This is a genomic window from Acidovorax sp. LjRoot117 (assembly GCF_964252695.1).
Classification (GTDB): Bacteria; Pseudomonadota; Gammaproteobacteria; order Burkholderiales; family Burkholderiaceae_C; genus Acidovorax.
Window position 1 is genome coordinate 690,361 of sequence record NZ_CAXUPO020000003.1, and the last position, 22,389, is coordinate 712,749.

Annotated in this window: 20 protein-coding genes, 1 pseudogene and 1 riboswitch; of the genes and pseudogenes, 9 read left to right on the forward strand and 12 right to left on the reverse strand. The window is 65.5% G+C overall.

Translation table 11 applies throughout. From position 1 onward, the window contains the following. Nucleotides 1–132: 132 nt before the first annotated feature. Nucleotides 133–1,491 (forward strand): peptidoglycan DD-metalloendopeptidase family protein, encoded by a 1,359-nt coding sequence (locus tag ACSQ3D_RS12790; protein ID WP_436127148.1) that lies wholly within the window; start codon nt 133–135, stop codon nt 1,489–1,491. Nucleotides 1,492–1,628: 137 nt separating this feature from the next. Continuing rightward, nucleotides 1,629–2,750 carry an anhydro-N-acetylmuramic acid kinase gene (locus ACSQ3D_RS12795; protein ID WP_436127149.1) on the forward strand — a complete coding sequence of 374 codons (1,122 nt, stop codon included), beginning with the start codon at nt 1,629–1,631 and terminating at the stop codon, nt 2,748–2,750. A 62-nt stretch (nt 2,751–2,812) separates the two neighbouring features. On the opposite strand, the gene mdtD is transcribed toward ACSQ3D_RS12795, so the two are convergent. The 8 genes from mdtD to ACSQ3D_RS12835 all read right to left on the reverse strand — a co-directional run bounded on the left by mdtD (nt 2,813) and on the right by ACSQ3D_RS12835 (nt 9,521). After that, nucleotides 2,813–4,240: a multidrug transporter subunit MdtD gene (mdtD, locus tag ACSQ3D_RS12800; protein ID WP_436127150.1), complete on the reverse strand. Its 1,428-nt coding sequence runs from the start codon at nt 4,238–4,240 to the stop codon at nt 2,813–2,815. A 199-nt stretch (nt 4,241–4,439) separates the two neighbouring features. Further along, entirely contained in the window at nt 4,440–4,805 is a 366-nt protein-coding gene (erpA, locus tag ACSQ3D_RS12805; RefSeq protein ID WP_056414289.1) for an iron-sulfur cluster insertion protein ErpA, read from the reverse strand. Nucleotides 4,806–4,868: 63 nt separating this feature from the next. Beyond that, nucleotides 4,869–5,267, reverse strand: coding sequence for a bactofilin family protein (locus ACSQ3D_RS12810; RefSeq protein WP_056162836.1), 399 nt, complete (start codon nt 5,265–5,267; stop codon nt 4,869–4,871). A 215-nt stretch (nt 5,268–5,482) separates the two neighbouring features. After that, on the reverse strand, nt 5,483–6,193 hold the full coding sequence (locus ACSQ3D_RS12815) for a DUF6776 family protein (protein ID WP_436127151.1): 711 nt from the start codon (nt 6,191–6,193) through the stop codon (nt 5,483–5,485). Nucleotides 6,194–6,196: 3 nt separating this feature from the next. Further along, nucleotides 6,197–6,343 (reverse strand): hypothetical protein, encoded by a 147-nt coding sequence (locus tag ACSQ3D_RS12820; protein WP_436127152.1) that lies wholly within the window; start codon nt 6,341–6,343, stop codon nt 6,197–6,199. A 140-nt stretch (nt 6,344–6,483) separates the two neighbouring features. Beyond that, nucleotides 6,484–6,876 carry a 30S ribosomal protein S9 gene (gene rpsI / locus ACSQ3D_RS12825; RefSeq protein WP_007856955.1) on the reverse strand — a complete coding sequence of 131 codons (393 nt, stop codon included), beginning with the start codon at nt 6,874–6,876 and terminating at the stop codon, nt 6,484–6,486. A gap of 11 nt (nt 6,877–6,887) precedes the next feature. Continuing rightward, nucleotides 6,888–7,319 carry a 50S ribosomal protein L13 gene (gene rplM, locus ACSQ3D_RS12830; RefSeq protein ID WP_056414298.1) on the reverse strand — a complete coding sequence of 144 codons (432 nt, stop codon included), beginning with the start codon at nt 7,317–7,319 and terminating at the stop codon, nt 6,888–6,890. 204 nt (nt 7,320–7,523) lie between these two features. Then, nucleotides 7,524–9,521: a serine/threonine protein kinase gene (locus tag ACSQ3D_RS12835; RefSeq protein WP_436127153.1), complete on the reverse strand. Its 1,998-nt coding sequence runs from the start codon at nt 9,519–9,521 to the stop codon at nt 7,524–7,526. Nucleotides 9,522–9,829: 308 nt separating this feature from the next. Between ACSQ3D_RS12835 and ACSQ3D_RS12840 the strand changes: the two genes are divergently transcribed. Beyond that, nucleotides 9,830–10,717: a 23S rRNA (adenine(2030)-N(6))-methyltransferase RlmJ gene (locus tag ACSQ3D_RS12840; RefSeq protein WP_436127154.1), complete on the forward strand. Its 888-nt coding sequence runs from the start codon at nt 9,830–9,832 to the stop codon at nt 10,715–10,717. 153 nt (nt 10,718–10,870) lie between these two features. On the opposite strand, the gene ACSQ3D_RS12845 is transcribed toward ACSQ3D_RS12840, so the two are convergent. The 4 genes from ACSQ3D_RS12845 to ahcY form a co-directional block, all read right to left on the reverse strand. Then, nucleotides 10,871–11,503 carry a septal ring lytic transglycosylase RlpA family protein gene (locus ACSQ3D_RS12845; RefSeq protein WP_436127155.1) on the reverse strand — a complete coding sequence of 211 codons (633 nt, stop codon included), beginning with the start codon at nt 11,501–11,503 and terminating at the stop codon, nt 10,871–10,873. Continuing rightward, on the reverse strand, nt 11,503–12,354 hold the full coding sequence (gene metF, locus ACSQ3D_RS12850; RefSeq protein WP_056414307.1) for a methylenetetrahydrofolate reductase [NAD(P)H]: 852 nt from the start codon (nt 12,352–12,354) through the stop codon (nt 11,503–11,505). Before metF ends, ACSQ3D_RS12845 begins: the two co-directional genes overlap by 1 nt. After that, on the reverse strand, nt 12,351–13,355 hold the full coding sequence (locus ACSQ3D_RS12855) for a TlyA family RNA methyltransferase (protein ID WP_436127156.1): 1,005 nt from the start codon (nt 13,353–13,355) through the stop codon (nt 12,351–12,353). The genes metF and ACSQ3D_RS12855 overlap by 4 nt, the downstream gene beginning before the upstream one ends. A 320-nt stretch (nt 13,356–13,675) precedes the next feature. After that, on the reverse strand, nt 13,676–15,112 hold the full coding sequence (gene ahcY / locus ACSQ3D_RS12860; RefSeq protein ID WP_056414449.1) for an adenosylhomocysteinase: 1,437 nt from the start codon (nt 15,110–15,112) through the stop codon (nt 13,676–13,678). Nucleotides 15,113–15,182: 70 nt separating this feature from the next. Continuing rightward, nucleotides 15,183–15,262, reverse strand: a riboswitch (S-adenosyl-L-homocysteine riboswitch). 310 nt (nt 15,263–15,572) lie between these two features. On the opposite strand from ahcY, the gene ACSQ3D_RS12865 reads away from it, so the two are divergent. The 6 genes and pseudogenes from ACSQ3D_RS12865 (at nt 15,573) to ACSQ3D_RS12890 (ending at nt 22,238) form a co-directional block, all read left to right on the forward strand. Next, nucleotides 15,573–17,201, forward strand: a complete 1,629-nt coding sequence (locus tag ACSQ3D_RS12865; RefSeq protein WP_396506766.1) for a peptide chain release factor 3 — start codon at nt 15,573–15,575, stop codon at nt 17,199–17,201. A gap of 16 nt (nt 17,202–17,217) precedes the next feature. Then, a complete protein-coding gene (locus tag ACSQ3D_RS12870; RefSeq protein WP_396506768.1) occupies nt 17,218–18,273 on the forward strand; it encodes an acyltransferase family protein in 1,056 nt (351 codons plus the stop codon). Beyond that, complete coding sequence (locus tag ACSQ3D_RS12875; protein ID WP_436127157.1) at nt 18,270–19,832, forward strand: glycosyltransferase family 39 protein; 1,563 nt, start codon at nt 18,270–18,272, stop codon at nt 19,830–19,832. Before ACSQ3D_RS12870 ends, ACSQ3D_RS12875 begins: the two co-directional genes overlap by 4 nt. Nucleotides 19,833–19,881: 49 nt before the next feature. After that, complete coding sequence (locus ACSQ3D_RS12880) at nt 19,882–20,874, forward strand: glycosyltransferase family 2 protein (RefSeq protein ID WP_396506772.1); 993 nt, start codon at nt 19,882–19,884, stop codon at nt 20,872–20,874. Beyond that, nucleotides 20,871–21,290 (forward strand): annotated as a pseudogene (locus ACSQ3D_RS12885) (GtrA family protein); the annotation flags it as partial. The gene ACSQ3D_RS12880 and the pseudogene ACSQ3D_RS12885, both read left to right, overlap by 4 nt. A 159-nt stretch (nt 21,291–21,449) precedes the next feature. Next, nucleotides 21,450–22,238 carry an HAD-IIB family hydrolase gene (locus tag ACSQ3D_RS12890; protein WP_436127214.1) on the forward strand — a complete coding sequence of 263 codons (789 nt, stop codon included), beginning with the start codon at nt 21,450–21,452 and terminating at the stop codon, nt 22,236–22,238. Nucleotides 22,239–22,389 lie beyond the last annotated feature (151 nt).

The following is a 22,389-nucleotide window of genomic DNA, read 5'->3' on the forward strand; positions in this document are numbered from 1 at the left end:
GGGCCCGGTGTTGCGACGCCTTCATCCCGCACCCGCTACCTTGCACCTGACAGCTTGTGACTCCAGCCTCGCCCTGCTTGCGCGCGCAGCAGGGGAGTGTCATGGAGCCACGTTCACCCTGGGGATAGACCTTTGATTCATGGCTTGACCACCGCCAGCACGGCTTTGCTTGACCGGCTGTCCCACACGATTCAGAAACACCCCAAGCGCATCACCGCCGCCATTGCAGCCATCTTGCTGACAGGCGGCGGCGGAGCCTTCGCCGTGGCGTCCTTCGCGCCCGACCCGGCCGAGATGCCGGTGCGCATGGTGACGCTGCCCGTCGAATCGCTGGCCGAAAACCTGGTGCTGGGCAAGCTCGATGCGCCGGGCTTCTCGCTCTACCGCTCCGAACAAGTGCGCAGCAGTGACACCCCCGAATCCTTGCTGCAGCGCCTGGGCGTGGCCGATCCGGCCGCTGCCGCCTTCATGCGCGGTGACACGCCCGTCAGGCAGAACATGCTCGGCCGCACCGGCCGCGTCGTGTCGGCCGAAACCACCGACGACCACCGCCTGGTGCGCCTGACGGCCCGCTGGGTGCCGGACGACAGCGGCAACTTCCGCCGCCTGATCGTGGAGCGCGCAGGCAACAACAAATTCACCTCGCGCGTCGAGACCGCCAAGCTGACGGCCAGCAGCCGCCTGTCGGGCGGCGTCATCAACAGCTCGCTGTTCGCCGCGACCGATGCGTCCAACATCCCCGACGGCGTGGCCGTGCAGATGGCCGAGCTGTTCTCGGGCAACATCGACTTTCGCCGCTCGCTGCGCAAGGGCGACCGGTTCTCCGTGGTGTACGAAACCCTGGAGGCCGACGGCGAACCCCTGTCCAGCGGCCGCGTGCTGAGCGCCGAGTTCGTCAACAACGGCAAGACCCACCAGGCCATCTGGTTCCAGGAGCCGGGCAGCAAGGGCTCGTACTACACCCTGGACGGCGAGAGCATGCGCCGCGCCTACCTGACCTCGCCCGTCGAGTTCTCGCGCGTGACCAGCGGCTTCAAGATGCGCCTGCACCCCATTTTGAAGACCTGGCGCGCCCACCTGGGCACCGACTTCGCAGCCCCCACCGGCACCGCCGTGCGCACCGTGGGCGACGGCGTGATCGAGTTCGCCGGCGTGCAGAACGGTTTTGGCAACGTGGTCTTCGTCAAGCACCGCAACCAGCACGTCACCGTGTACGCCCACCTGAGCCGCATCGACGTGCGCCAGGGCCAGTCGGTCGAACAGGGCCAGACCCTGGGCGCCGTGGGCTCCACCGGCTGGGCCACCGGCCCGCACCTGCACTTCGAGTTCCGCGTGAACGGCGTGCACCAGGATCCGCAGACCATCGTGGCCGCCAGCGACGCTGCCGCCCCGATCTCGGCTGCATCGCGCCCTGCCTTCCAGCGCCTGGCGTCCAACATGCGCGTTCAGCTGAATGCCGCAGCGCTGATCGAGCAAGCCAGCGCAGAGTGATGTGACCCCCCCTGAGTCGCCTGCGGCGCCTTCCCCCCAGGGGGACGACGCCAGCGGCCTGGCAAAGCCAGTTCCGCGGCGTCCCTGGTTGGGTCCGCGCCCATAGCAAACGCCCTCGCCCGTTCGCAGGCCCTCCCATGAGCACCACCACCAACGAGCTGTACATCGGCCTCATGTCGGGCACTTCGCTCGATGGCATCGACGGGGTGCTGGCCGATTTTTCGGGGTCGCGCATGGTGGTCACGCACCACGCCAGCGCGGGCTTCGAACCCGAGCTTCGGGCCGAGCTGCTGGCGCTCAATACCTCTGGCCACGACGAACTGCACCGCGCCGCGCTGGCGGGCAATGCGCTGTCGCGCGCGTATGCCGGGGTGGTGCACACGCTGCTGGCGCAGAGCGGCCTGCCCGCCACCGCCATATGCGCCATCGGTGCCCACGGGCAGACGGTGCGCCACCGCCCGCAGGAGTTCGATGGCACCGGCTACACGCTGCAGCTGGGCAGCCCCGCCCTGCTGGCCGAGCGCACGGGCATTGCGGTGGTGGCGGACTTTCGCAGCCGCGATGTGGCGGCGGGTGGCCAGGGGGCGCCGCTGGTGCCGGCGTTTCACCAGGGCGTGTTCGGCCGGCCCGATGAAACGGTGCTGGTGCTCAACATCGGCGGCATCTCCAACCTCAGCGTGCTGGGCGCAGATGGCAGCGTGCTCGGCTTCGACTGCGGCCCGGGCAACGCGCTCATGGACCACTGGTGCCAGCAGCACACGGGCCAGCCGTACGATGCAGGCGGGGCCTGGGCGGCCAGCGGGCAGGTGCTGCCGGGCCTGTTGGCATCGCTTCTGCAGGAGCGGTTCTTGCACAAGCCCGCGCCCAAGAGCACCGGGCGCGACCTGTTCAACCCCCGCTGGCTGGAGACGCACCTGCACGCCTTGGCGGACGCCCGGCCTGTGGATGTGCAGGCGACCTTGACCGAATTCACCGCTACCGCATGCCAGATGAGCGCAAGCAGCTATCAAAAAGATAGTAAATCGCTGGCGGTGTGCGGCGGCGGCGCACTCAACGCCCACCTCATGGCCCGGCTGCAGGCCCTGTGCCCCGCCCTGCGCGTGGTGGCCACCGATGCGCTGGGCCTGCCCGCCCTGCAGGTGGAGGCCGCCGCGTTCGCCTGGCTGGCCCGCCAGGCGGTCACGGGCCAGCCGGGCAACCTGTCGAGCGTGACCGGCGCAGCGGGGCCCCGCGTGCTGGGCGCCATGTACCCGGCATAGCAGCCCGCCATGGGCCTGCGCGGCGGGTGCCGCTGCAGGCGCAGTGCCCCGCCCCCTTCGTTTCAGCCCGGCTCTGCCGCGTCCGCCGACGCCGCCGCCCGGCTGCTGGCCTTGTCGTGCGGCGACAGCTGCCAGAAGATGCCGGCCGACGCCACGGTGATCAGCCCCATGCACACAAAGGTGGCCTGGAACGCCGCCAGCGCCTGCCCTGCGGCACCCGCCGGAAAGACGTTGGTGAAGGCCGCCAGCACCGCGCCAGCCGATGCCACGCCCATGCCCATGGCGACCATCTGCACCATCGACAGCAGGCTGTTGCCGCTGCTGGCCATGGCGTGCTCCAGGTCCTTGAGCGTGACGGTGTTCATGGCCGTGAACTGCAGCGAGTTGACCGCGCCGAACGCCGCCAGCTGCACGATGTGCACCCACAACGGCTGTGCGGGGCTCGCCAGCCCGAAGCTCGCCATGGTGAGCCCCACCAGCAGCGTGTTGACCACCAGCACGCGCCGGTAGCCGAAGCGGGTGATGAGCGGCGTGGTGAAGCGCTTCATCGACATGCCGGCCATGGCCACGGGCAGCATCATCATGCCGGCCTGCATGGGCGAGTAGCCCATGCTCACCTGCAGCAGCAGCGGGATCAAGAACGGCATGCACGAGCTGCCCAGCCGCGAAAACAGATTGCCCAGCAGGCCGATGCGCAGCGTGTCCACCGTGAACAGACTGGGCGAGAACAGCGGGTCCGGCTTGCGCGCGGCGTGCAGCCAGTACGCCACCAGGCTGGCCAGCCCGAAGATCATCAGCACCAGCACGCTGGCCTGGCGCAGGCCCATGCTCGCCAAGCCGTCCAAGGCAAGCGAGAGCGACACCATGCCGAACGCGAGCATCAGGTAGCCCGACAGGTCGAAGCGCGCGACGAAGGTGACCGGCCCGCCGGGCATGAAGCGCAGCGTAGCCAGGCAGCCCACGATGCCCACCGGCACGTTGATGAGAAAGATCCAGTGCCAGGACGCGACCTCCACCAGCCAGCCGCCCAGCGTGGGCCCGATGAGCGGCCCGATCAGCCCCGGGATGGCCACGAAGCTCATCGCCTGCAGGAACTGCTCGCGCGGGAAGGTGCGCAGCACCACCAGCCGCCCCACCGGCAGCAGCAACGCCCCGCCCAGCCCCTGCACCACGCGCGCGGCCACCAGTTGGCTCAGGTTCTGCGCCAGCGCGCAGAACACCGAGCCCAGCACGAACAGCACGAGGGCCGCCAGGTACACGCGGCGGGAGCCGAAGCGGTCGGCCACCCAGCCCGACGCCGGGATCAGCATGGCCATCGCCAGCGAGTAAGCCACCACCACCGACTGCATGCGCAGGGGACTCTCGCCCAGGCTGCGCGCCATGGCGGGCAAGGCGGTGTTGACGATGGTGGCGTCCAGCGTCTGCATGAAGAAGCCGACGGCGACCAGCCACAGCAGCAGCTTCAGCGACTGCGGTGAAGGCGTCGGCATGGGTGCCGGCATCGGCGTGGTGGACGGTGGCGGGGGCGAGGATGGCTGCTGCATGGACGGCTCACAAGATCGTTGGCAGGCGTGGCGCTGACAGTGGCTGCAAATTCAGGTGGGCGCCAACGAAAAAGCCGCCCGAAGGCGGCTTGTGTCGTCGGCAGGGCAGCTATCGCAGTGCCCTGCTCGCATGCCCGTGCATCGATCAGGCAGAGAAGCTGGAGCCGCAGCCACAGGTGGTGGTGGCGTTCGGGTTCTTGATCACGAACTGCGCACCCTGCAGGTCTTCCTTGTAGTCGATCTCGGCGCCCACCAGGTACTGGTAGCTCATGGCGTCGATCAGCAGCGACACGCCATTCTTGGTCATGGTGGTGTCGTCTTCGTTGGTGATCTCGTCGAAGGTGAAGCCGTACTGGAAGCCGGAGCAACCGCCACCCTGCACGAACACGCGCAGCTTCAGGTCAGGGTTGCCTTCTTCGGCGATCAGGTCCGCCACCTTGGCCGCCGCGCTGTCCGTGAACAGGATGGGGGCTGGCATTTCGGTCTGGATGTTGTCGGCAACTGCGCTCATGGGGTGTCCTTCCGGTTTTCAATTTTGCGGGTAATAGTACTGCAGACCGCTCGGGAATTCAGGTCACTGCCCGTTTGACGCTAACTTCAGTGGGGGCTTTTCCTCCACCAGCACCGCCACCGGGCACATCTGCCCGGCAATCACGGCGCCCTGGTGCATCTCCAGCGCCTTGTAGTGCACGTTTCCTGTGATCTTCGCCTTGGGCTGGAGTTCCAGCAACTCGGTGGCATGCACCGGCCCCTCCACCTGGCCATTGACGATCACATGGGTGGCATGCACCGCGCCCTCGACGCGGGCGGTCTCGGAAATCACCAGGATGCTGGGCTGCTCGGGCGCTGCACGGATATCGCCCACCACCTCGCCGTCGATGCGCATGCCTTCCACGAAGTGCACGTTCCCCTCGATCTTGGTGCCCTGCGCGATCAGGCTCTTGATGGGGGGCTGCTTTTTACGGGAAAACATGGGCAAAACTCCTGGAGAAGCACGCCGGCCCACCGGCACGGCATGCAGCAAAGATAGGGGCCGACGATACCTTGCTCAGGCGTCCTCGCGGCACGAAAACCATGGCACAAAATGCCGAACGGAGCCCCGAGACCCTTCAGGCCGAAGCGCCGGGGCCACAGGCGCCGTGCGCCCGCTGACAAGGCTTGCCGCCAAGGCAGCAGCCCTGCCCTGCATCACTCGATGGTCATGGCCTGCACCGCCCGGACCGTGCTGCCTTCCAGCACGCGCGCGGTCACGGTTTTTACCACGGCGTTGGGCGGCAGATCGAGCACGCCCTCGATGCGCCGGTACTGCTTGACCTGCACCGGCTGGCCCTGCGCTGGCTGGGTCTGCGTCCAGGGCTTGCCGTCCTGCGTGCCTGCCAGCACCAGTTCCAGCCGGCCGTTGAAGTCCGGGGCGTTGCGCGCCGCCTGGATGACCAGCACCTGCCAGCGCAGCTGCATGCCCCCCAGCACTTCGGCCTGCAGGCTGCGGATGGCCAGGCCTTCGGTCTTGGCCGCAGGGATCAGTTTTTCAAAGAAGCCCAGGTCTTCGCGCAGCGTGCGGTTGTCGGCTTCGAGCTGCCGCACCTGGGCCATCAGGTTCTCCTTGGCCGCACGTTCGGCAATCAGCAGGCTGTCCGCGGTGTGGGCCACGGTCTGCTGTTCCTGGCCGGCATCGCGCAGGCGGCTGAGTTCGGCGCGCATCTTGTTCAGCTCGTCGCGGGAGATGCTGTCCAGGCCCGCGATGGACTTGCCGAACTCGAAGGCCCACAGGGCCACCGCAGCGCACAGGCCCAGAACCACGGCCAGGGCCAGCCAGCGAAACGGCCAGGGCAGCGCGCTGCGAATGGCCACCCGGGGGGCACTGATGGTCAACCGGCGGCGCAGCAAACGAAGTCGCATGGCTCAGAGCCCCTGGCACCACAGCCGCTGGCCCCGCGCGGCGCTCTGCACAGCCGCCGTCCGGGCTGCACCCACCGCGGCTTCCTCGGCGGCCACCGGGCAGGTGAGCAGGCTGCGCGCTACCGCGTGGTCATTCAGGGGTTGCAACATGAGAATGGTTCGCAAGGAAAAAGGCGCACCTTAAACGAAAAAACCGCCCTGGGGCGGTTTTTTGATCTGTAAAGAGGCCCCGAAAGACCTCTTTGCAGACGCGAAGGCCACACAGGGCAGCCTTCGGGCAGAGCCGAAGCTTAACGCTTGGAGAACTGCTTGGCGCGGCGTGCGGAGTGCAGACCGACCTTCTTACGTTCCACTTCGCGGGCATCGCGCGTCACGAAGCCGGCTTGGCTCAGTGCGGGCTTGAGCGTCGCGTCGTAGTCGATCAGGGCGCGGGTGATGCCGTGGCGGGCAGCGCCGGCCTGGCCGGATTCACCACCACCGTGCACATTGATCTGGATGTCGAAGGTTTCAACATGGTTGGTCAGTGCGAGCGGTTGCTTGGCGATCATGATCGAGGTTTCGCGGCCGAAATAGGACTGGATGTCCTTGCCGTTCACCGTGATCTTGCCAGTGCCTTTTTTCAGAAACACGCGGGCGACGCTGGACTTGCGACGGCCGGTGCCATTGTTCCATTCACCAATCATCTCAAGGCTCCTTAGATTTCCAGAGCCTTGGGCTGCTGGGCGGTGTGGGGATGCTCTGCACCGCCATACACCTTGAGTTTCTTGATCATTGCGTAGCCAAGGGGACCCTTGGGCAGCATGCCCTTGACAGCCTTTTCCAGCGCACGGCCAGGGTGCTTGGCTTGCATGTCGCGGAAGTTCGTGGCCGTGATACCGCCGGGGTAACCCGAGTGGCGGTAGTACACCTTGTCCAGGGACTTGGTGCCGGTGACCTTGAGCTGGGCGGCGTTGATGATGACGATGAAGTCACCGGTATCGACGTGAGGCGTGTAAATGGCCTTGTGTTTGCCGCGCAAACGGAGAGCAACTTCGCTGGCTACTCGTCCGAGGACCTTGTCGGTCGCGTCAATCACAAACCACTCGTGCACGACCTCAGCGGGCTTGGCGCTGAAAGTAGTAGTCATGAGTTTCTCTCTATGAAGAGGGTTTGGCGGGTCCTTTTCCACGGTCGGTGCTTCTCTGAAGGAAGCCTCTTAGGTGGCAATGAATCTTCGCCGCGGGACCACAAAAGCGCTGCGAAGCCCTCGATTATACGAATTTACGCCTGATGGGCGCAAGCGGCCGTTGCGGCTTCATGGCACCAGGGCCACCACCGCCCCTGCCCCGCCTCAGTTGGGCGTCTGGCGGCGGCGCTGTTCTTCGGCCTCGTAGCGGCGCCGGCTCTCCACGCAGATGGGGTGGGCGGCGTGCGTCGGCTTCTGGCATTCCTGGTGAATGCACATCGGCCGCGCGAGGAAGTTGGCGTCCGCGCAGCTCTCCTGGGGCGACTGCGCCCGGGGCGGCTGCGGGCGGGGCCTGGGCTCGGCCACCACCGGTGGCGGCGGGGGTGCGGGCTCCTCCTGCACGACGATGGGGGCCGGCGCAGGCTCTGCCACGGGGCGCTTGGGCGTGCGTGCCGGCTTGGTCGCAGGTGTCGATGCCGCCGCAGCCGCAGGCGTGGGTGCAGCCGCCGGTGCAGAAGCGGCCGCGGCCACTGCCGCAGCACTGGCCGCGGCGTCCGATGCGGCCGGCTCGGCGGCCGGGGCTGGCGCAGGGTCGGTCAGGGCAGCGTCGACCACCGCCGGGGCGGCGGGCTCGGCCATCTCGGTGATGATGTCGTCCTTGGGGGGCTTGTCGCTCCGGGCCCAGCGCAGGCCGCCCGCAGCGGCCACCACGGCGAAGACGGCCACCGCCAGCCACGCCACGATGGGCACGCGCCGGCCCTTCCTGGCGGGCTTGGCCGCGGCGCGCGCACCGGCGTCCCGCTCGGCCGCAGGCTTGCCATGACCCTGCTCGCCCATGCTGCGGTAGGTGGCAGGGTCGTCGTAGCGCGAGTCATCGGTCGCCACGCTGTCGCCCGCGTCGATGAACACCGTGTCGGCCGCATCGGCGGCCACGGTGTCGGGCCCCAGCATCACGGTATCGCCACCCAGATCGGCATGGGCGTTGGCGTTGGCATGGGCATGCGCTTGGGTGCCCGCGACCTCAGCGGCCAGCGGGGCTGGCGGCGCGGCGGGGGCCTGCGCCGCACGCGGGGTCTGCGCCTGCAGCTCGCTCACGGCCTGTGCCGCCGACGTCACATCCACCGTGGGGGTGAGCAGCCCCGGGCCGGGCCGGTCGGCCGGCTCCACCCAGATGTCGCCCAGGTCGGCCCTGAAATCGAAATGCTCACTGCCCTCCGGGGCGGTGGTCATCTCCATGATCTGCAGGAACTCGTCGATGTTCTGCGGCCGGTCTGCAGGGCGCAGCGCCAGCGACTTGGCGATGGCCGCGACGAAGGGCGCGGAATACTCCACCCCGAATTGGCGCTTGACGGTCCTGGCCACGCGGGAGAACGACACCATGCGGTCGCGGATGGAGCGCAGCGTGGCCGGCAGGGGCGTGTCGTTGCACAGGCAGCCGTGCATCACGGCGGCCAGCGAATACAAATCGCTCCACGGGCCTTGGCGCAGTTCCTCGTCGCCATCGGAATATTGCTCGATGGGGGCGTAGTTCACCTTGAGCACGGCGGTGTGCTTGCGGTCCTGGTCGTTGATGGCGTGCCGGGCGGCGCCCAGGTCCAGCAGCACCGGCGGGCCGTTGTCCTGCAGGAAGATGTTGTCCGGCGAGATGTCGCGGTGCAGCGTCTTGCCCTCGTGCAGCACGCGCAGGGCGCCCAATATGGACCACAGGAGCTTGCGCAGCCAGGCTTCGGACGGGGGCGTGCGCATCTGGGCGCGGGCCTGCTTGAAGGTCATGCCGGTATAGAGCGGCATCACCATGTAGGCGGTGTTGTTGGCCTCCCAGAAGCGGAAGACCTTGACCAGCGAGGGGTGGTCGAACTGCGCGAGCAGCCGCGCCTCCCCCACGAACGACGCCAGCCCGGCCCGGAAGGTCTGCTGGTCGGACGACGACCGCACCCACAGCGACTGCCCCTCGGAGCGCCCTGCCAGCGCGGACGGCATGTATTCCTTGATGGCCACGGCCCGGTGCAGCGAGTGGTCGAAGGCCTTGTAGACCATGCCGAACCCGCCCACCCCCAGCAGCCCCAGGATCTCGAACTCGGCCAGCCGGGTACCGGGCGGCAGCGCATCCGTGTGGCTGATACCGCTGGCAGGGGCAGAGGCGGGGCTGGAGACTGCGTTCATGTTGAAGAGTGCGTGGCGTGCATGCGTGCTTGCATCGGCAACGCCGTGAGGTCAAGGCGGTTGCAGTTGGAATGATGAAGCATGCGGTTACGGTTGCTGAAACAAAAGGCTTTCTGTCTGCAAAAAACATCACGCTTGGGCAAACCACCCGATTGTGCCGCGCCCGGCCACCCCGCACCACCGGCACGCCATGACGATACGTCATCGGGCCATGACTTCGCTGGGTGGTAGCCCGCGGACAGTTCCCCCCTTGCGGGCCGCCGCCTGCACAATCATGCCGCCGGTACCCGCACCCGTTACCATTGGACATGTTCAGTTATCGCCACGCCTTCCATGCAGGCAATCATGCCGACGTGCTCAAGCACACGGTCCTGATCGCCTCCCTGCAGTACCTTATCGAAAAAGACGCGGCCCTGACCGTGCTGGACACCCATGCCGGCGCCGGGCTGTACCGGCTCGATGGCGACTACGCCAACACCAGCGGCGAAGCGGCAGACGGCGTGATGCGCCTGTTCGCGCCCGAGGCCCCGGCCCTCACCCCCGCCCTGCAGGCCTATGTGGACCTGATCCGCGGGTTCAACCAGGGCAACGCGCTCAGGGTCTACCCGGGCTCTCCGTTCATCACCCAGCGCCTGTTGCGCGACCACGACAAGCTCAAGCTGTTCGAGCTGCACCCGACCGACCTGCGCTCGCTGGCGGGCAACGTGGCCCAGCTCGAAGCGGGCCGCCAGGTGGCCGTGCTGCATGAAGACGGGTTCGAAGGCATCAAGAAATTCCTGCCCCCACCGGCCCGCCGCGCTTTGGTGCTGTGCGATCCCAGCTATGAAATCAAGAGCGACTACGCCAAGGTGCTCGACATGGCGGCAGACTCGCTCAAGCGCTTTGCCACCGGCACCTATGCCGTCTGGTACCCCATCATCCCGCGCCCCGAGGCGCACGACCTGCCGCGCCGCCTGAAAACCATGGCCACCAAGGCCGGCAAGAGCTGGCTGCACGCCACGCTCACGGTCAAGTCCAGCAAGATCACCAGCGATGCCGCGGGCGACACCAAACGCCCCGGCCTGCCGGCCAGCGGCATGTTCCTGATCAACCCGCCTTTCACGCTGAAGGCCGCGCTGAAAACCGCGCTGCCCCAGATGGTGGAACTGCTGGCGCAGGACAAGCACGCAACCCACACGCTCGAATCCGGAGGGTAGGACCGCCCATTGGGCCAGCGCCTGCGGCACTGTCTCTCAGAGACTCCGTGGAGCAACCCGGGTGGCCCGGCCCGGCCAGGTCGGCGCTGACACTGTGCCGAAGGGCAGCCGCCCCCCGAGACGGCGGACCGTGCGTGCACCCCTTTCGGTGGGCTATGGCGCCGGGCAGTCGCGCTCCCCGTCGTCCAGTGCAAACAGCTCCACGGGCTTGAGGCCCAGCCCCACCATGCCCAGCACCTCAGCCGCGCCGCGGCTCAGGTCGATCACGCGCTTGCGGGTGTGGGGGCCGCGGTCATTGATGCGTACCACCACCGAGCGCCCCGTGGCCTGACTGCGCACGCATACCAGCGAGCCAAACGGCAGCGTGGGGTGGGCGGCGGTCAGGGCCTTCATGTCGAACAGCTCGCCGCTGGCCGTGCGCCGCTTGTGGAACTTGGCGCCGTACCACGACGCGAGCCCCACCTCATCGGCCGACAACTCCAGCTGCGCGCCCGGGACGATCAGCGGCACGATCAGCGGCGCATCGACCGGGGGGCGCTCGGGACGAACCGGGTCGATCAGCATGGCCTCACCCGGCACGCTCAGCAGGTTGGGCGCCAGGGCATCGGCCTCCGCTGAAAACCCCTGCGCCCACACCGGCGCCGGGCCGCACAGCGCCGCCAGAGCGACCGCGCCACCGAGCACCGGCACGGCCAGCAACGCGTGCGGCCATCGTCGGCGCCACAGCCCTGCAACCGCGGACCACGGGCTCTTGTGCAGCAGCGCGGCGCGGTGCCCCTGCCGCATCAGATCCCCAGCCTGCGGCAAATCTCCAGGGTCGCAGCGCTCTGGTTCATGGTGTAGAAATGCAGCGCCGGCACGCCGGCACTGCGCAACCGGTCGCACAGGTCGGTCACCACATCCAGGCCAAAGGCCTTGATGCTCGCCGTGTCGTCACCAAACGACTGCAGGCGCAGACGGATCCAGCGCGGAATCTCGGCGCCGCAGGCATCCGAGAAGCGCATCAGCTGCGTCGAGCTGCCGATCGGCATGATGCCCGGCACCACAGGCACCTCGGCGCCCAGGCGCTTGGTCTCTTCCACGAACCGGAAGTACGCGTCGCTGTTGTAGAAATACTGGGTGATGGCGGAATCCGCCCCCGCGCGGACCTTGGCCACATACGCCTTCAGGTCTGACTCGGGCGACCGGGCCTGGGGGTGCACCTCGGGGTAGGCCGCCACCTCGATCTGAAAATCGCGCCCCGTCTCCGCACGGATGAAGGCCACCAGGTCGCTGGCGTACTGGAACTCGCCACCGGCACCGTAGCCGCTGGGCAGATCGCCCCGCAGGGCCACCAGGCGCTTCACGCCCATGGCCTTGAGCTGGGCAAGCTCCTCGCGCACCGACTGGCGCGTGGCGCCGATGCACGAGAAGTGCGATGCGGCGCTCACGCCTTCGGCCAGGATCTCGCGCACCGTGCCGAACGTGCCCTCTTGCGTGGAGCCGCCCGCGCCATAGGTCACCGAGCAAAAGTCCGGGTGCAGCGCGTACAGCTGCTGGCGCGCGGCCCGCAGCTTCTCGGCGCCCTCGGGCGTCTTGGGGGGAAAGAACTCGAAGCTCACCGGAAAGCCGGTGCCTTGTGCGCTGGCAGCATTCATGCAGCAGCCCTCCTCGCAGAAACAAAAAATTCCCGATTGCCGTCGCCACCGTCGATCGCGCTGGGGAGCCAGTCGCCCACCGTCAGCCCGACGTCGGCGCAGCAGTCGCGGATGCGCTGTTCGACCACCGCGTACAGGGACTCGTCCCGCACGATGCCGCCCTTGCCCACCTGGCCCGGCTGCAGCTCGAACTGGGGCTTGACCAGCATCAGCAGCGCACCGCCCGGCTTGAGCAGCGGCACCAGGGCCGGCAGCACCAGCGTGAGCGAGATGAACGACAGATCGCCCGTGATGACGTCGAACGCGGGCGTGATGTCCACCTGCTCGAGCCCCGCCCTGCGCTGGCGCTTGGTGGGCACGATGCCTTCGGCGCGCGCGCGGGCCTTGGCAGCGCGCTCGGCCTTGAAGGCCTCGACATCCTGCTCGCGGGCGTCATCGCTGTCGTCGTATGCCTCGTCCACCTGGCCGCCGTTGCGCATCCAGGCATAGGGCGCCACGGGCTGGGTGTCGTTGTCGTCGACATCGGTTTCCACGTGCTCGGAGAGCGCTTCCTCGCTCGCGTCCTGCAGCGATTGGGCCGTCATGGAGCGGGCGTTCAGCCCCTCCACGCCCACCACACGCGGGTCGTTGCGCAGCCGCTCGTGCAACTGGCCATGGCCCACATCCACGCCGATGACCTGGGCGGCGCCGTGCTGCAGCAGGCAGTCGGTAAAGCCCCCGGTGCTCTGGCCCACGTCCAGGCAGCGCAGCCCGGTCACCACCAGGCCCGTGGCCTTGAGCGCGCCTTCCAGCTTCAGGCCGCCGCGCGAGAGGTACTTGGCCTCGGCGCCGTCCAGCAGCTCGACCAGGGCGATCTCGGGAATGTCGTCGCCGTTCTTGGCCACCTTCTGCCAGGGCATGCCCGGCGACAGGCGCCACTGTACGCCCGCGGCAATGAGCCGCTGGGCCTGGGACCGGGTCGCGGCGTGCCCGCGCTCTACCAAATACACATCTGCGCGCATCGCGCCCGTCCTTCTTATGAATAAAAATAGCCGCTACCGCTTGCTCAGCAAGCGCTACCAGCTATATTTTGTATAGCAAACTCACGTGAATCCAGCACTGGCCACTGATACAGCAAGCAGCTACGCTGTGTGCCAGGGGGCGACCCGTGTGATGCCAGACGGCTCCTTGCTGCAGGCAATGCAACAAAGCTGCAAAGCATCAACCCGTCGCTCGACAGCCTGGCTGGCCCGCCCCAGCGCCCAGCGCCTGGCGGAGCTCAGCGCAGACCGGGCCCACGCGCTGGCGCCCCCAGCGCGCAGCGCGCAGCGCCCTACTGTGATCAATACCGGTACGTATCAGGCTTGTAAGGGCCTTGCTTGGCCACGCCGATGTAGGCAGCCTGCGTATCGGTCAGCTCGGTCAGCTGCGCGCCCACCTTCTTCAGGTGCAGGCGGGCGACCTTTTCGTCCAGGATCTTGGGCAGCACGTACACCTTGCCGGCTTCGTAGTCGCCTTGCTTGGTGAACAGCTCGATCTGGGCGATCGTCTGGTTGGCGAACGAGCTGCTCATCACGAAGCTCGGGTGGCCCGTGGCGCAGCCCAGGTTCACCAGGCGGCCCTTGGCCAGCAGCGTGATGCGCTTGCCGTCCGGGAAGATCACGTGGTCGACCTGGGGCTTGATCTCTTCCCACTGGTACTTCTCGATCGACGCGACGTCGATCTCGTTGTCGAAGTGGCCGATGTTGCAGACGATGGCCTCGTTCTTCATCGCGACCATGTGCTCGTGGCGGATCACGTCCTTGTTGCCGGTCGTTGTCACGAAGATGTCGGCCTTGTCGGCAGCGTATTCCATGGTCACGACCTTGAAGCCTTCCATCGCGGCCTGCAGGGCGTTTATGGGGTCGATCTCGGTCACCCACACCTGGGCGCGCAGGGCGGCGAGCGCCTGGGCGCAGCCCTTGCCCACGTCGCCATAGCCGGCCACCACGGCGACCTTGCCGGCGATCATCACGTCGGTGGCGCGCTTGATGCCGTCCACCAGGGATTCGCGGCAGCCGTACAGGTTGTCGAACTTGCTCTTGGTGACCGAGTCGTTCACGTTGATCGCGCGGAACAGCAGCGTGCCCTTGGCGGACATCTCGTTGAGGCGGTGCACGCCGGTGGTGGTCTCTTCGGTCACGCCGATGATCTCGGCCGACTTGCGGCTGTACCAGGTCGCGTCTTCGGACAGCTTCTTGCGGATGGAGGCGAACAGGATGCGCTCTTCTTCGCTGGCGCCGTTGCCGGCCACCAAAGATGCATCCTTCTCGGCGCGCTGGCCCAGGTGCATCAGCAGCGTGGCGTCGCCGCCGTCGTCCAGGATCATGTTGGGGCCTTCGCCCGGCGTGCCCTTCGCACCGAAGTCGAAGATGCGGTGGGTGTAGTCCCAGTAGTCTTCCAGCGACTCGCCCTTGACGGCGAACACCGGCGTGCCGCCCGCAGCGATGGCGGCGGCAGCGTGGTCCTGCGTGGAGAAGATGTTGCAGGAAGCCCAGCGCACATCGGCGCCCAGCGACTTCAGGGTCTCGATCAGCACGGCCGTCTGGATGGTCATGTGCAGCGAGCCGGTGATGCGGGCGCCCTTCAGGGGCTGGGCGGCCGCGAATTCCTCGCGGATCGCCATGAGGCCGGGCATCTCGGTCTCGGCAATGGCGATTTCCTTGCGGCCCCAGGGGGCCAGGCCGATGTCGGTGATGACACAGTCGGTGTTGACGGGTGCGTTGACGCGTGCGTTCATGATGGTTTGCTCCAAAGCATGTTTGAAAAAACCACTGGTCGGGGGATTGCCGAAGGCTCACCACGCGAGAAGTGGTTGAGCGTCGTTGCTGGATGACTCCGAGCCTCACGCCCCGCCTGTGCTGGGGACGCTGCAACGCTCCTCGGATGGGCGGATTATAAAAGCAAGTGCGGTAGCGCGGCCAGAGCAGCGCGGCCCACCCCGGCGCAAACCTGGCAGCATTGCGCCCCGCACATGCCCCGCACATGCCCCGCACATGCCCCGCACACGCCCTGCAGACCGCAGAATCAGGCAGCCCTGCGCCTGGCGGGCGCCAGCGTTGCAGACCCTGCGGCCGCACCGCCGCAAGCGCCGCAGCGGACACCGTTAAAATCCCGCGATTCGGGCGCATGCGCCTGCCGCGCCGCCAGCCGCAGAGCCCTGCCGCAGCGAGCCTCGACTCCCCCTTCTGGAACCCCCTGTGTCCTACGCCCCCGAAACCCGGCGCCGCCGTACCTTTGCCATCATTTCCCACCCCGATGCGGGCAAGACCACGCTGACCGAAAAGCTGCTGCTGTTCTCGGGCGCGATCCAGATCGCCGGCGCCGTCAAGGGCCGCAAGGCCAGCCGGCACGCCACGTCGGACTGGATGGAGATCGAAAAGCAGCGCGGCATCTCGGTGGCCTCGTCGGTCATGCAGATGCTGTACCGAGAGCACGTGATCAACCTGCTCGACACACCCGGCCACAAGGACTTCTCGGAAGACACCTACCGCGTGCTCACGGCCGTGGACTCGGCCCTGATGGTGATCGACGCGGCCAACGGCGTGGAAGCGCAGACGCGCCGCCTGATCGAGGTCTGCCGCCAGCGCGACACGCCCATCATCACGTTCGTGAACAAGATGGACCGCGAAGTGCGCGACCCGCTGGACATCATGGACGAAGTGGAGCGCGAACTGGGCATGCCCTGCTGCCCCATGACCTGGCCCGTGGGCCAGGGCAAGGCCTTCGGCGGCATCATCAACCTGCGCACCAAGACCATGACGGTGTTCGAGTCCGGCAGCGAGCGCCGCCCGCAGGACTTCGAGGCCATCCCCCTGTCCGATGAGACCACGCTGCGCGCACGCTTCGGCGCCGAGTTCGACGCCGCGCTCGAAAGCATGGAACTGGCCGTGGGCGCATCGCCCGCGTGGGACCACGAGGCCTTCCTGGCCGGCAAGCTGACCCCCGTGTTCTTCGGCTCCGGGGTGAACAACTTCGGGGTGATGGAGGTGCTGGACGCCCTGGTCGACATGGCCCCTCCTCCCGGCCCGCGCGTGAGCACGCTGCAGGTGAACAAGCAGCCCGTGGTCAAGACCATCCAGCCCGAGGACGAGGGCTTCGCCGGCGTGGTCTTCAAGGTGCAGGCCAACATGGACGCCAACCACCGCGACCGCATCGCCTTCGTGCGCGTGGCCTCCGGCAAGTACACGCCCGGCATGAAGCTCAAGGTGCAGCGCAGCGCCAAGGAACTGCGCCCGACATCGGTCGTGACCTTCATGTCGCAGCGCCGCGAGGCCGTCGAAGAGGCCTACGCGGGCGACATCATCGGCTTTACCACCCACGGCGGAGTACAGCTGGGCGACACCATCACCGATGGCGCCAACCTGCAGTTCACCGGCCTGCCGTTCTTCGCACCGGAAATGTTCATGACCGTGGTGCTCAAGAACCCACTGCGCACCAAGCAGCTCCAGCAGGGCCTGGCCCAGCTGGGCGAAGAAGGCGCCATCCAGGTCTTCAAGCCCGACGCCGGCGGCAACATGCTGCTGGGCGCCGTGGGCCAGCTGCAGTTCGAAGTGGTGCAGCACCGCCTGAAGGCCGAATACGACGCCGACGTGCGGCTGGAAGGCTGCCAGTACACCGGCGCGCGCTGGATCACGGCCGACAACGCAGCCGACCTGCGCGCCTTCACCGACGCCTACCCGCTGCGCCTGGCGCACGATGCGGCGGACACGCTGGCGTACCTGTGCACGTCGCCGTATGACGTGCGGCTGGCGCAGGAGCGGTTTCCGAAGATTCATTTTCATCCGCTGCGGGAGCATGCGGGGTTGGCTTTGCAGGCAGCAAACTGAGCGAAGACGCAAACGCATGATGAAACAGTCTCTCGCGCAGGCTACCCATCCGGGTAACAACCTCGACGCCATCCGTATCGTCGCAGCCACCATGGTGCTGTTCAGCCACCATCACGCTCTCACCGGCCAGATGGAGCCATCGTTCTTCGGCATCCACAGCATTGGCGGGTTGGCCGTCACGATCTTCTTTGTCATCAGCGGCTATCTGGTCAACGCCAGTTGGCAGAGAGATCCTCATCTGTGGCGCTTCGCGCTACGACGGGTTCTGCGCATTTGGCCAGCGCTAACGGTAGTGCTGGTGCTGACGGCCTATGGTCTCGGCACGCTGATCACGAAGTTACCCGCCGTGGAGTACGTGACACACCGAGCCACCGCCGACTACCTGCAAGGGTTATGGATGAAAATTCATTTTGTCCTCCCAGGGGTGTTTGAGGACAACCCTTACCGTAGTGGCGTCAATGGTTCGCTATGGACAATTCCTATCGAGGTACGTTGCTACATCGTTCTGGGTCTGATGGGAGTGCTGGGACTGCTCAGGTACCGCCCTGTTCTCCTACTGAGCGTGATTTTCTACATGGCGTGGTTTCTGACGCGCAGCAATGCCGACGTAACAGGCGCTGTCAACTACACGCGAGAACTGGGCGCCTTCTTTTTGGCAGGCGCTGCGCTGTATACACTGGAGCCGTACTGGCGCCGCCGGCCTGCAACCTGGGCCGCCATCATCGCCGTGGCAGTCGCCATTGCCTGGGCGGCTAACTGGCGGCATACCGCTTTGCTGATCGGCTTGCCATTCCTGATCGTGTTTGTTGGCACGAGTGCCACGCCCGTCATCCGGCGCGCAGGGCGCTGGGGGGATCCATCCTATGGGATTTATCTCTATGCCTTTCCTATTCAGCAGACTGTTATTCAGTACGCTTGGCCACAAGCTGGGTTCACAGGCACGTTATGCCTGGCTTTGCTGCTGACAGTGCTTGCCGCCTATGCCAGTTGGTATTGGATCGAAAAGCCTGCGCTGGCCTTCAAGCCACGCAAATCTGCCAATCCATTGGTACGTACCGAAACCTCTGCATGACCTCCCCTATGGCATTCCAGCGAATTCTTACCCGCCCTGGCGCCACGGCAATCGCCACCATGCTGCTACTGGCATGCGGTGCGCTACTGCGATTCCATCATCTAGGGGATTTCAGTTTTTGGGACGATGAGCTGTTTTCCGTCAGCAACGTCGTACGTGCGGGGCCGTGGAACGGCCCGCTGTTGGCTGAACGAAGCATGGCGCACTTGGAGATTTCCGACAGTTTCTGGACATGGAAGCTGGCGGATCCACATCCACCGCTTTACGAAATGCTCTTGGTTCCCTGGATTGCACTGTGGGGAATGTCCGAATTCGCCGTACGCAGTCTCAGCGCAGCCTTCGGCATCCTGACGATGCTGTCAGCGCTTGCATTGCCACGCAGCATCACACCACCAACGCGCCTGGTGTATTTGATGCTGCTGGCAATGTCGGGCTGCTTACTGATCTACAGTCAGGAAGCGCGTAACTACGCGCTCAGCGCCTGCCTGTGTGCCTGGATGCTGGTGTGCCTACTGCGGGATATGGAGTATGCCCCCGAGCGATTGAAGGAAGGCCGTGTCTCCATCGGACTGCTGATCCTTGGCGGTATGCTGGCTTTCACGCACTATTACGGCTTGGTGTTCGCGTGCAGCATCGCGTTCTACCTGCTGACGCAGGTGCGCAGCGTGGCAGCTTTCGTGCGCCTGTCTTGGCGCTGGTTGGCGGCGTTGGCAACCACGTTCATATACATTGGTCTGGGCTGGGTGGGCATTCTCACCAAGCTGAATGCAGCACCACCCGAGCCGCTGTCGTTTGCCATGTCATTCAAGCGCAACGTCCTTGGACTGCTGCGCGATTTTTACCCTGCAGCAGTCGGTACTACTGCGTTCTGGGTATTCATGCTGCTGGGACTGGTCGGGATTTGCGCTTATCTGCATAAACGCCCCTCCCCAAGCCTACGCGCAGCCATTCTTATGATTGCGGGTGTGCTGTTGCTGTTTTTTGTGGTGCAAGTCATCGGCACGCGACGCGCTGAGTTCATCCATGAGCGCTACATGATTTTCATGGTGCCCGGATGCCTGCTGCTGGTCTCACTTTTCACGCAACTGCCTGGCTGGCCCAAGGTGGCTGCGGGGCTGCTGGTGATCGCATTGCTACCCGCAGGATTGGGCGTGTGGCAGCAATCACCCAAGCCTATTGGCTTCGGGGATTGGCGCGGTGGAGCGGCACTGGTTTCCAACCTTTACCGGCCTGGCGACGTGATCCTGGTGCCCATGGATCAGCCCGTGCTAATGACCTACTTCCAGCATTACCTGAAAGACCACATTCCTATGGAAGAGCTTGAGCGCAACATGGTGGGCGGACGCCCGATTGCGACGCTGGTGGAGCAGGTGCGCCAACGTGAACGCCTTCCTAACCGCGTCATCATCTTCAGCCATTACGCATTCAGAAACACAACGAGCGCGGTACTGCAGCAGTTGCAAACGGAGCTGCATTGCAAGCCCGGGCCTCTTCAATCGGCCCAGGCCATTCACGTGATTGAAGTTGCTTGCGGTGAAAGCACAGCCACAACGCGGTGAAAGCACTTTTTACGCGGCTCATTGCGACCACTGCATAACATTCAATGCCATGAAAAAGCTCATCTCTATTGTGGTGCCTGCCTACAACGAGGAGCAGGTGCTTCCGCTGTTTCATGTACGCATTGACCAAGTCATCACCTCCCTGGATCGCTATGACTGGGAGATCGTGTTCGTCAACGACGGCAGCAAGGACGGCACGCAGCGCCTGATCGAGGAATTGCAAACGCGCGATCCGCGCATCTCCAGCGTCAACCTGTCGCGCAACTTCGGTAAGGAACCCGCCATGACCGCGGGTTTGGAGCATGCGCGCGGCGACGCCGTGGTCGTGATTGATGCAGACCTCCAGGATCCACCCGAACTGATAGAGCAGTTTTTACAAGCATGGGAGGATGGTTTTGACATCGCCTATGCAGTTCGCACCCATCGCGATGGAGAAACCTGGCTGAAAAAAGCAACCGCCGCGCGCTTTTACCGGGTGATGGGCAAGGTGTCGAACGTTCAAATACCAGCAGACACTGGAGACTACCGCCTGATGAGCCGCCGCACAGTCGATGCCCTGCTGAAGTTACGTGAACACCATCGCTTTATGAAAGGGCTGTTCGCCTGGGTGGGATTTCCCTCCAAAGCCATCGAATATCGGCGGGACCCGCGCGCGGCCGGGATCACCAAGTTCAACTATTGGAAACTGTGGAACTTCGCGCTGGAGGGAATTACCTCCTTCACGATAGCGCCTCTCAAAGTGGCAACCTATTTGGGAATTCTGATCTCGATGTTCGCATTCTTCGCGGGCACATGGATCACGCTCAAAACCCTGCTGCGCGGGGATCCTGTAGCGGGGTACCCCACCCTGATCGTCACGATGCTGTTCCTCGGTGGTGTCCAGTTGCTGTTCATCGGCATTCTGGGAGAGTATCTAGGCCGCATTTACAACGAAACCAAGAATCGGCCACTGTATCTGGTGCAGCAGTACCGGCCGGCCACGACAGCGACGGTCGCCGAGCGCATTCAGCACCAGCAGCTTGAGCCCGACCGTCGGACATGACCAATGCCCCTTCGCCCTCCCTGCGCCAGTTTGGATGGTTTGCAGCCGCTGGCACGTTGGGTTTCATCGTAGATGCCAGTTTGCTGTACGCCACCGCTGGCTTCCTCGGGTGGTATGGAGCACGCGCTCTATCGTTCGTTGGAGCGGCCACGGCAACTTGGCTGATCAACCGCCGATGGACGTTTCGCCCGCCCGCCCCAACCTCAGATTCAACAAACTCCCGTGCGCCTGACACGCCATTGCTGCAGGAGTATGTGCAATACCTGTCATCCATGTTGGGGGGCGCAGCGCTCAACTACGGCACCTATGTAGCCGTATTGCACTACGCCAATGGCAGGGCCATTCCTTATGCACCGATATTGGGCGTCGCGGCAGGCTCCATAGCAGGCCTGTTTGCCAACTTTCTGGTCGCGCGATATTGGGTATTTCGACACAGCCGCGCTCCAACTTGGCGTTGCCTCAAACCCGGCAGTGCCAAAGCGTCCGCAAAGTACCCAATGTTTTCCGCACTGCACCCTTGCACCAGATCCTCCTCTGCGGGGGAAAGTAAGAACGTCCCCCATGAAAGCCATCTCGTGAATCCTCTAGACCAGTGGCCTCATCATGCAAGACGGCACGTCACGGGTATGTTGACAGACATCGACGACACCCTTACCACCGACGGTGCCATCACGACTGAGGCCCTGAATGCCATTGCAGGCCTGAGGTCTGCTGGAATACCCATCATCCCCATCACCGGCCGCCCCGTCGGCTGGAGCGAACCTTTCGCGCTGTCTTGGCCCGTGGACGCCATCGTGGCCGAGAACGGCGCCGTCGCGCTGATCCGGCAAGCCGATGGTTCGCTGAACAAGCTCTACCAGCAGGACGCCACCACCCGCACTGCCAACTTCGCCCGCATGCAGCAGGTATTGGCCCAGATCGAGCACGAAGTCCCCGGCGCGCGCCGCGCCACCGACTCCGCGGGCCGCGAGTGCGACATCGCCATCGACCACAGCGAGTTCACGCAAATGCCGCAGGCGCACATTGATCAATGCGTTGCGCTGATGCAGGCGGCGGGCATGAACGCCACCGTGAGCAGCATCCACATCAACGGTTGGTACGGCACGCACAACAAGCTCGAAGGCGCCCGGTGGATCGTGCGCGAGCTGTTCGGGCGTGACCTGGATGCCGAGATCGACCAGTGGGTGTACGTGGGTGACTCCACCAACGACCAGCTCATGTTCCAGCACTTCCCGCACAGCGTGGGGGTGGCCAACATTGCGCGGTTCGTGCCGCAGCTGCAGCACCTGCCGCGGTACGTGACCGAGGGTGAACGGGGCGCGGGGTTCGCGGAAGTGGCGCGGGCCATTCTGGCCGGCCGGTGAAGCAGCGGGCTTGATGGCGACGCCTGCGGCGGGGCATTCGTTGGATGTCGGCGGGTGCACCCTCCACACCCTCAATATCCCCCAGGCTCCCCATTGAAGGTGCCATCCCATCAAAAATGGCACCTACCGCTTGATAGACAAGCGCAAGCAG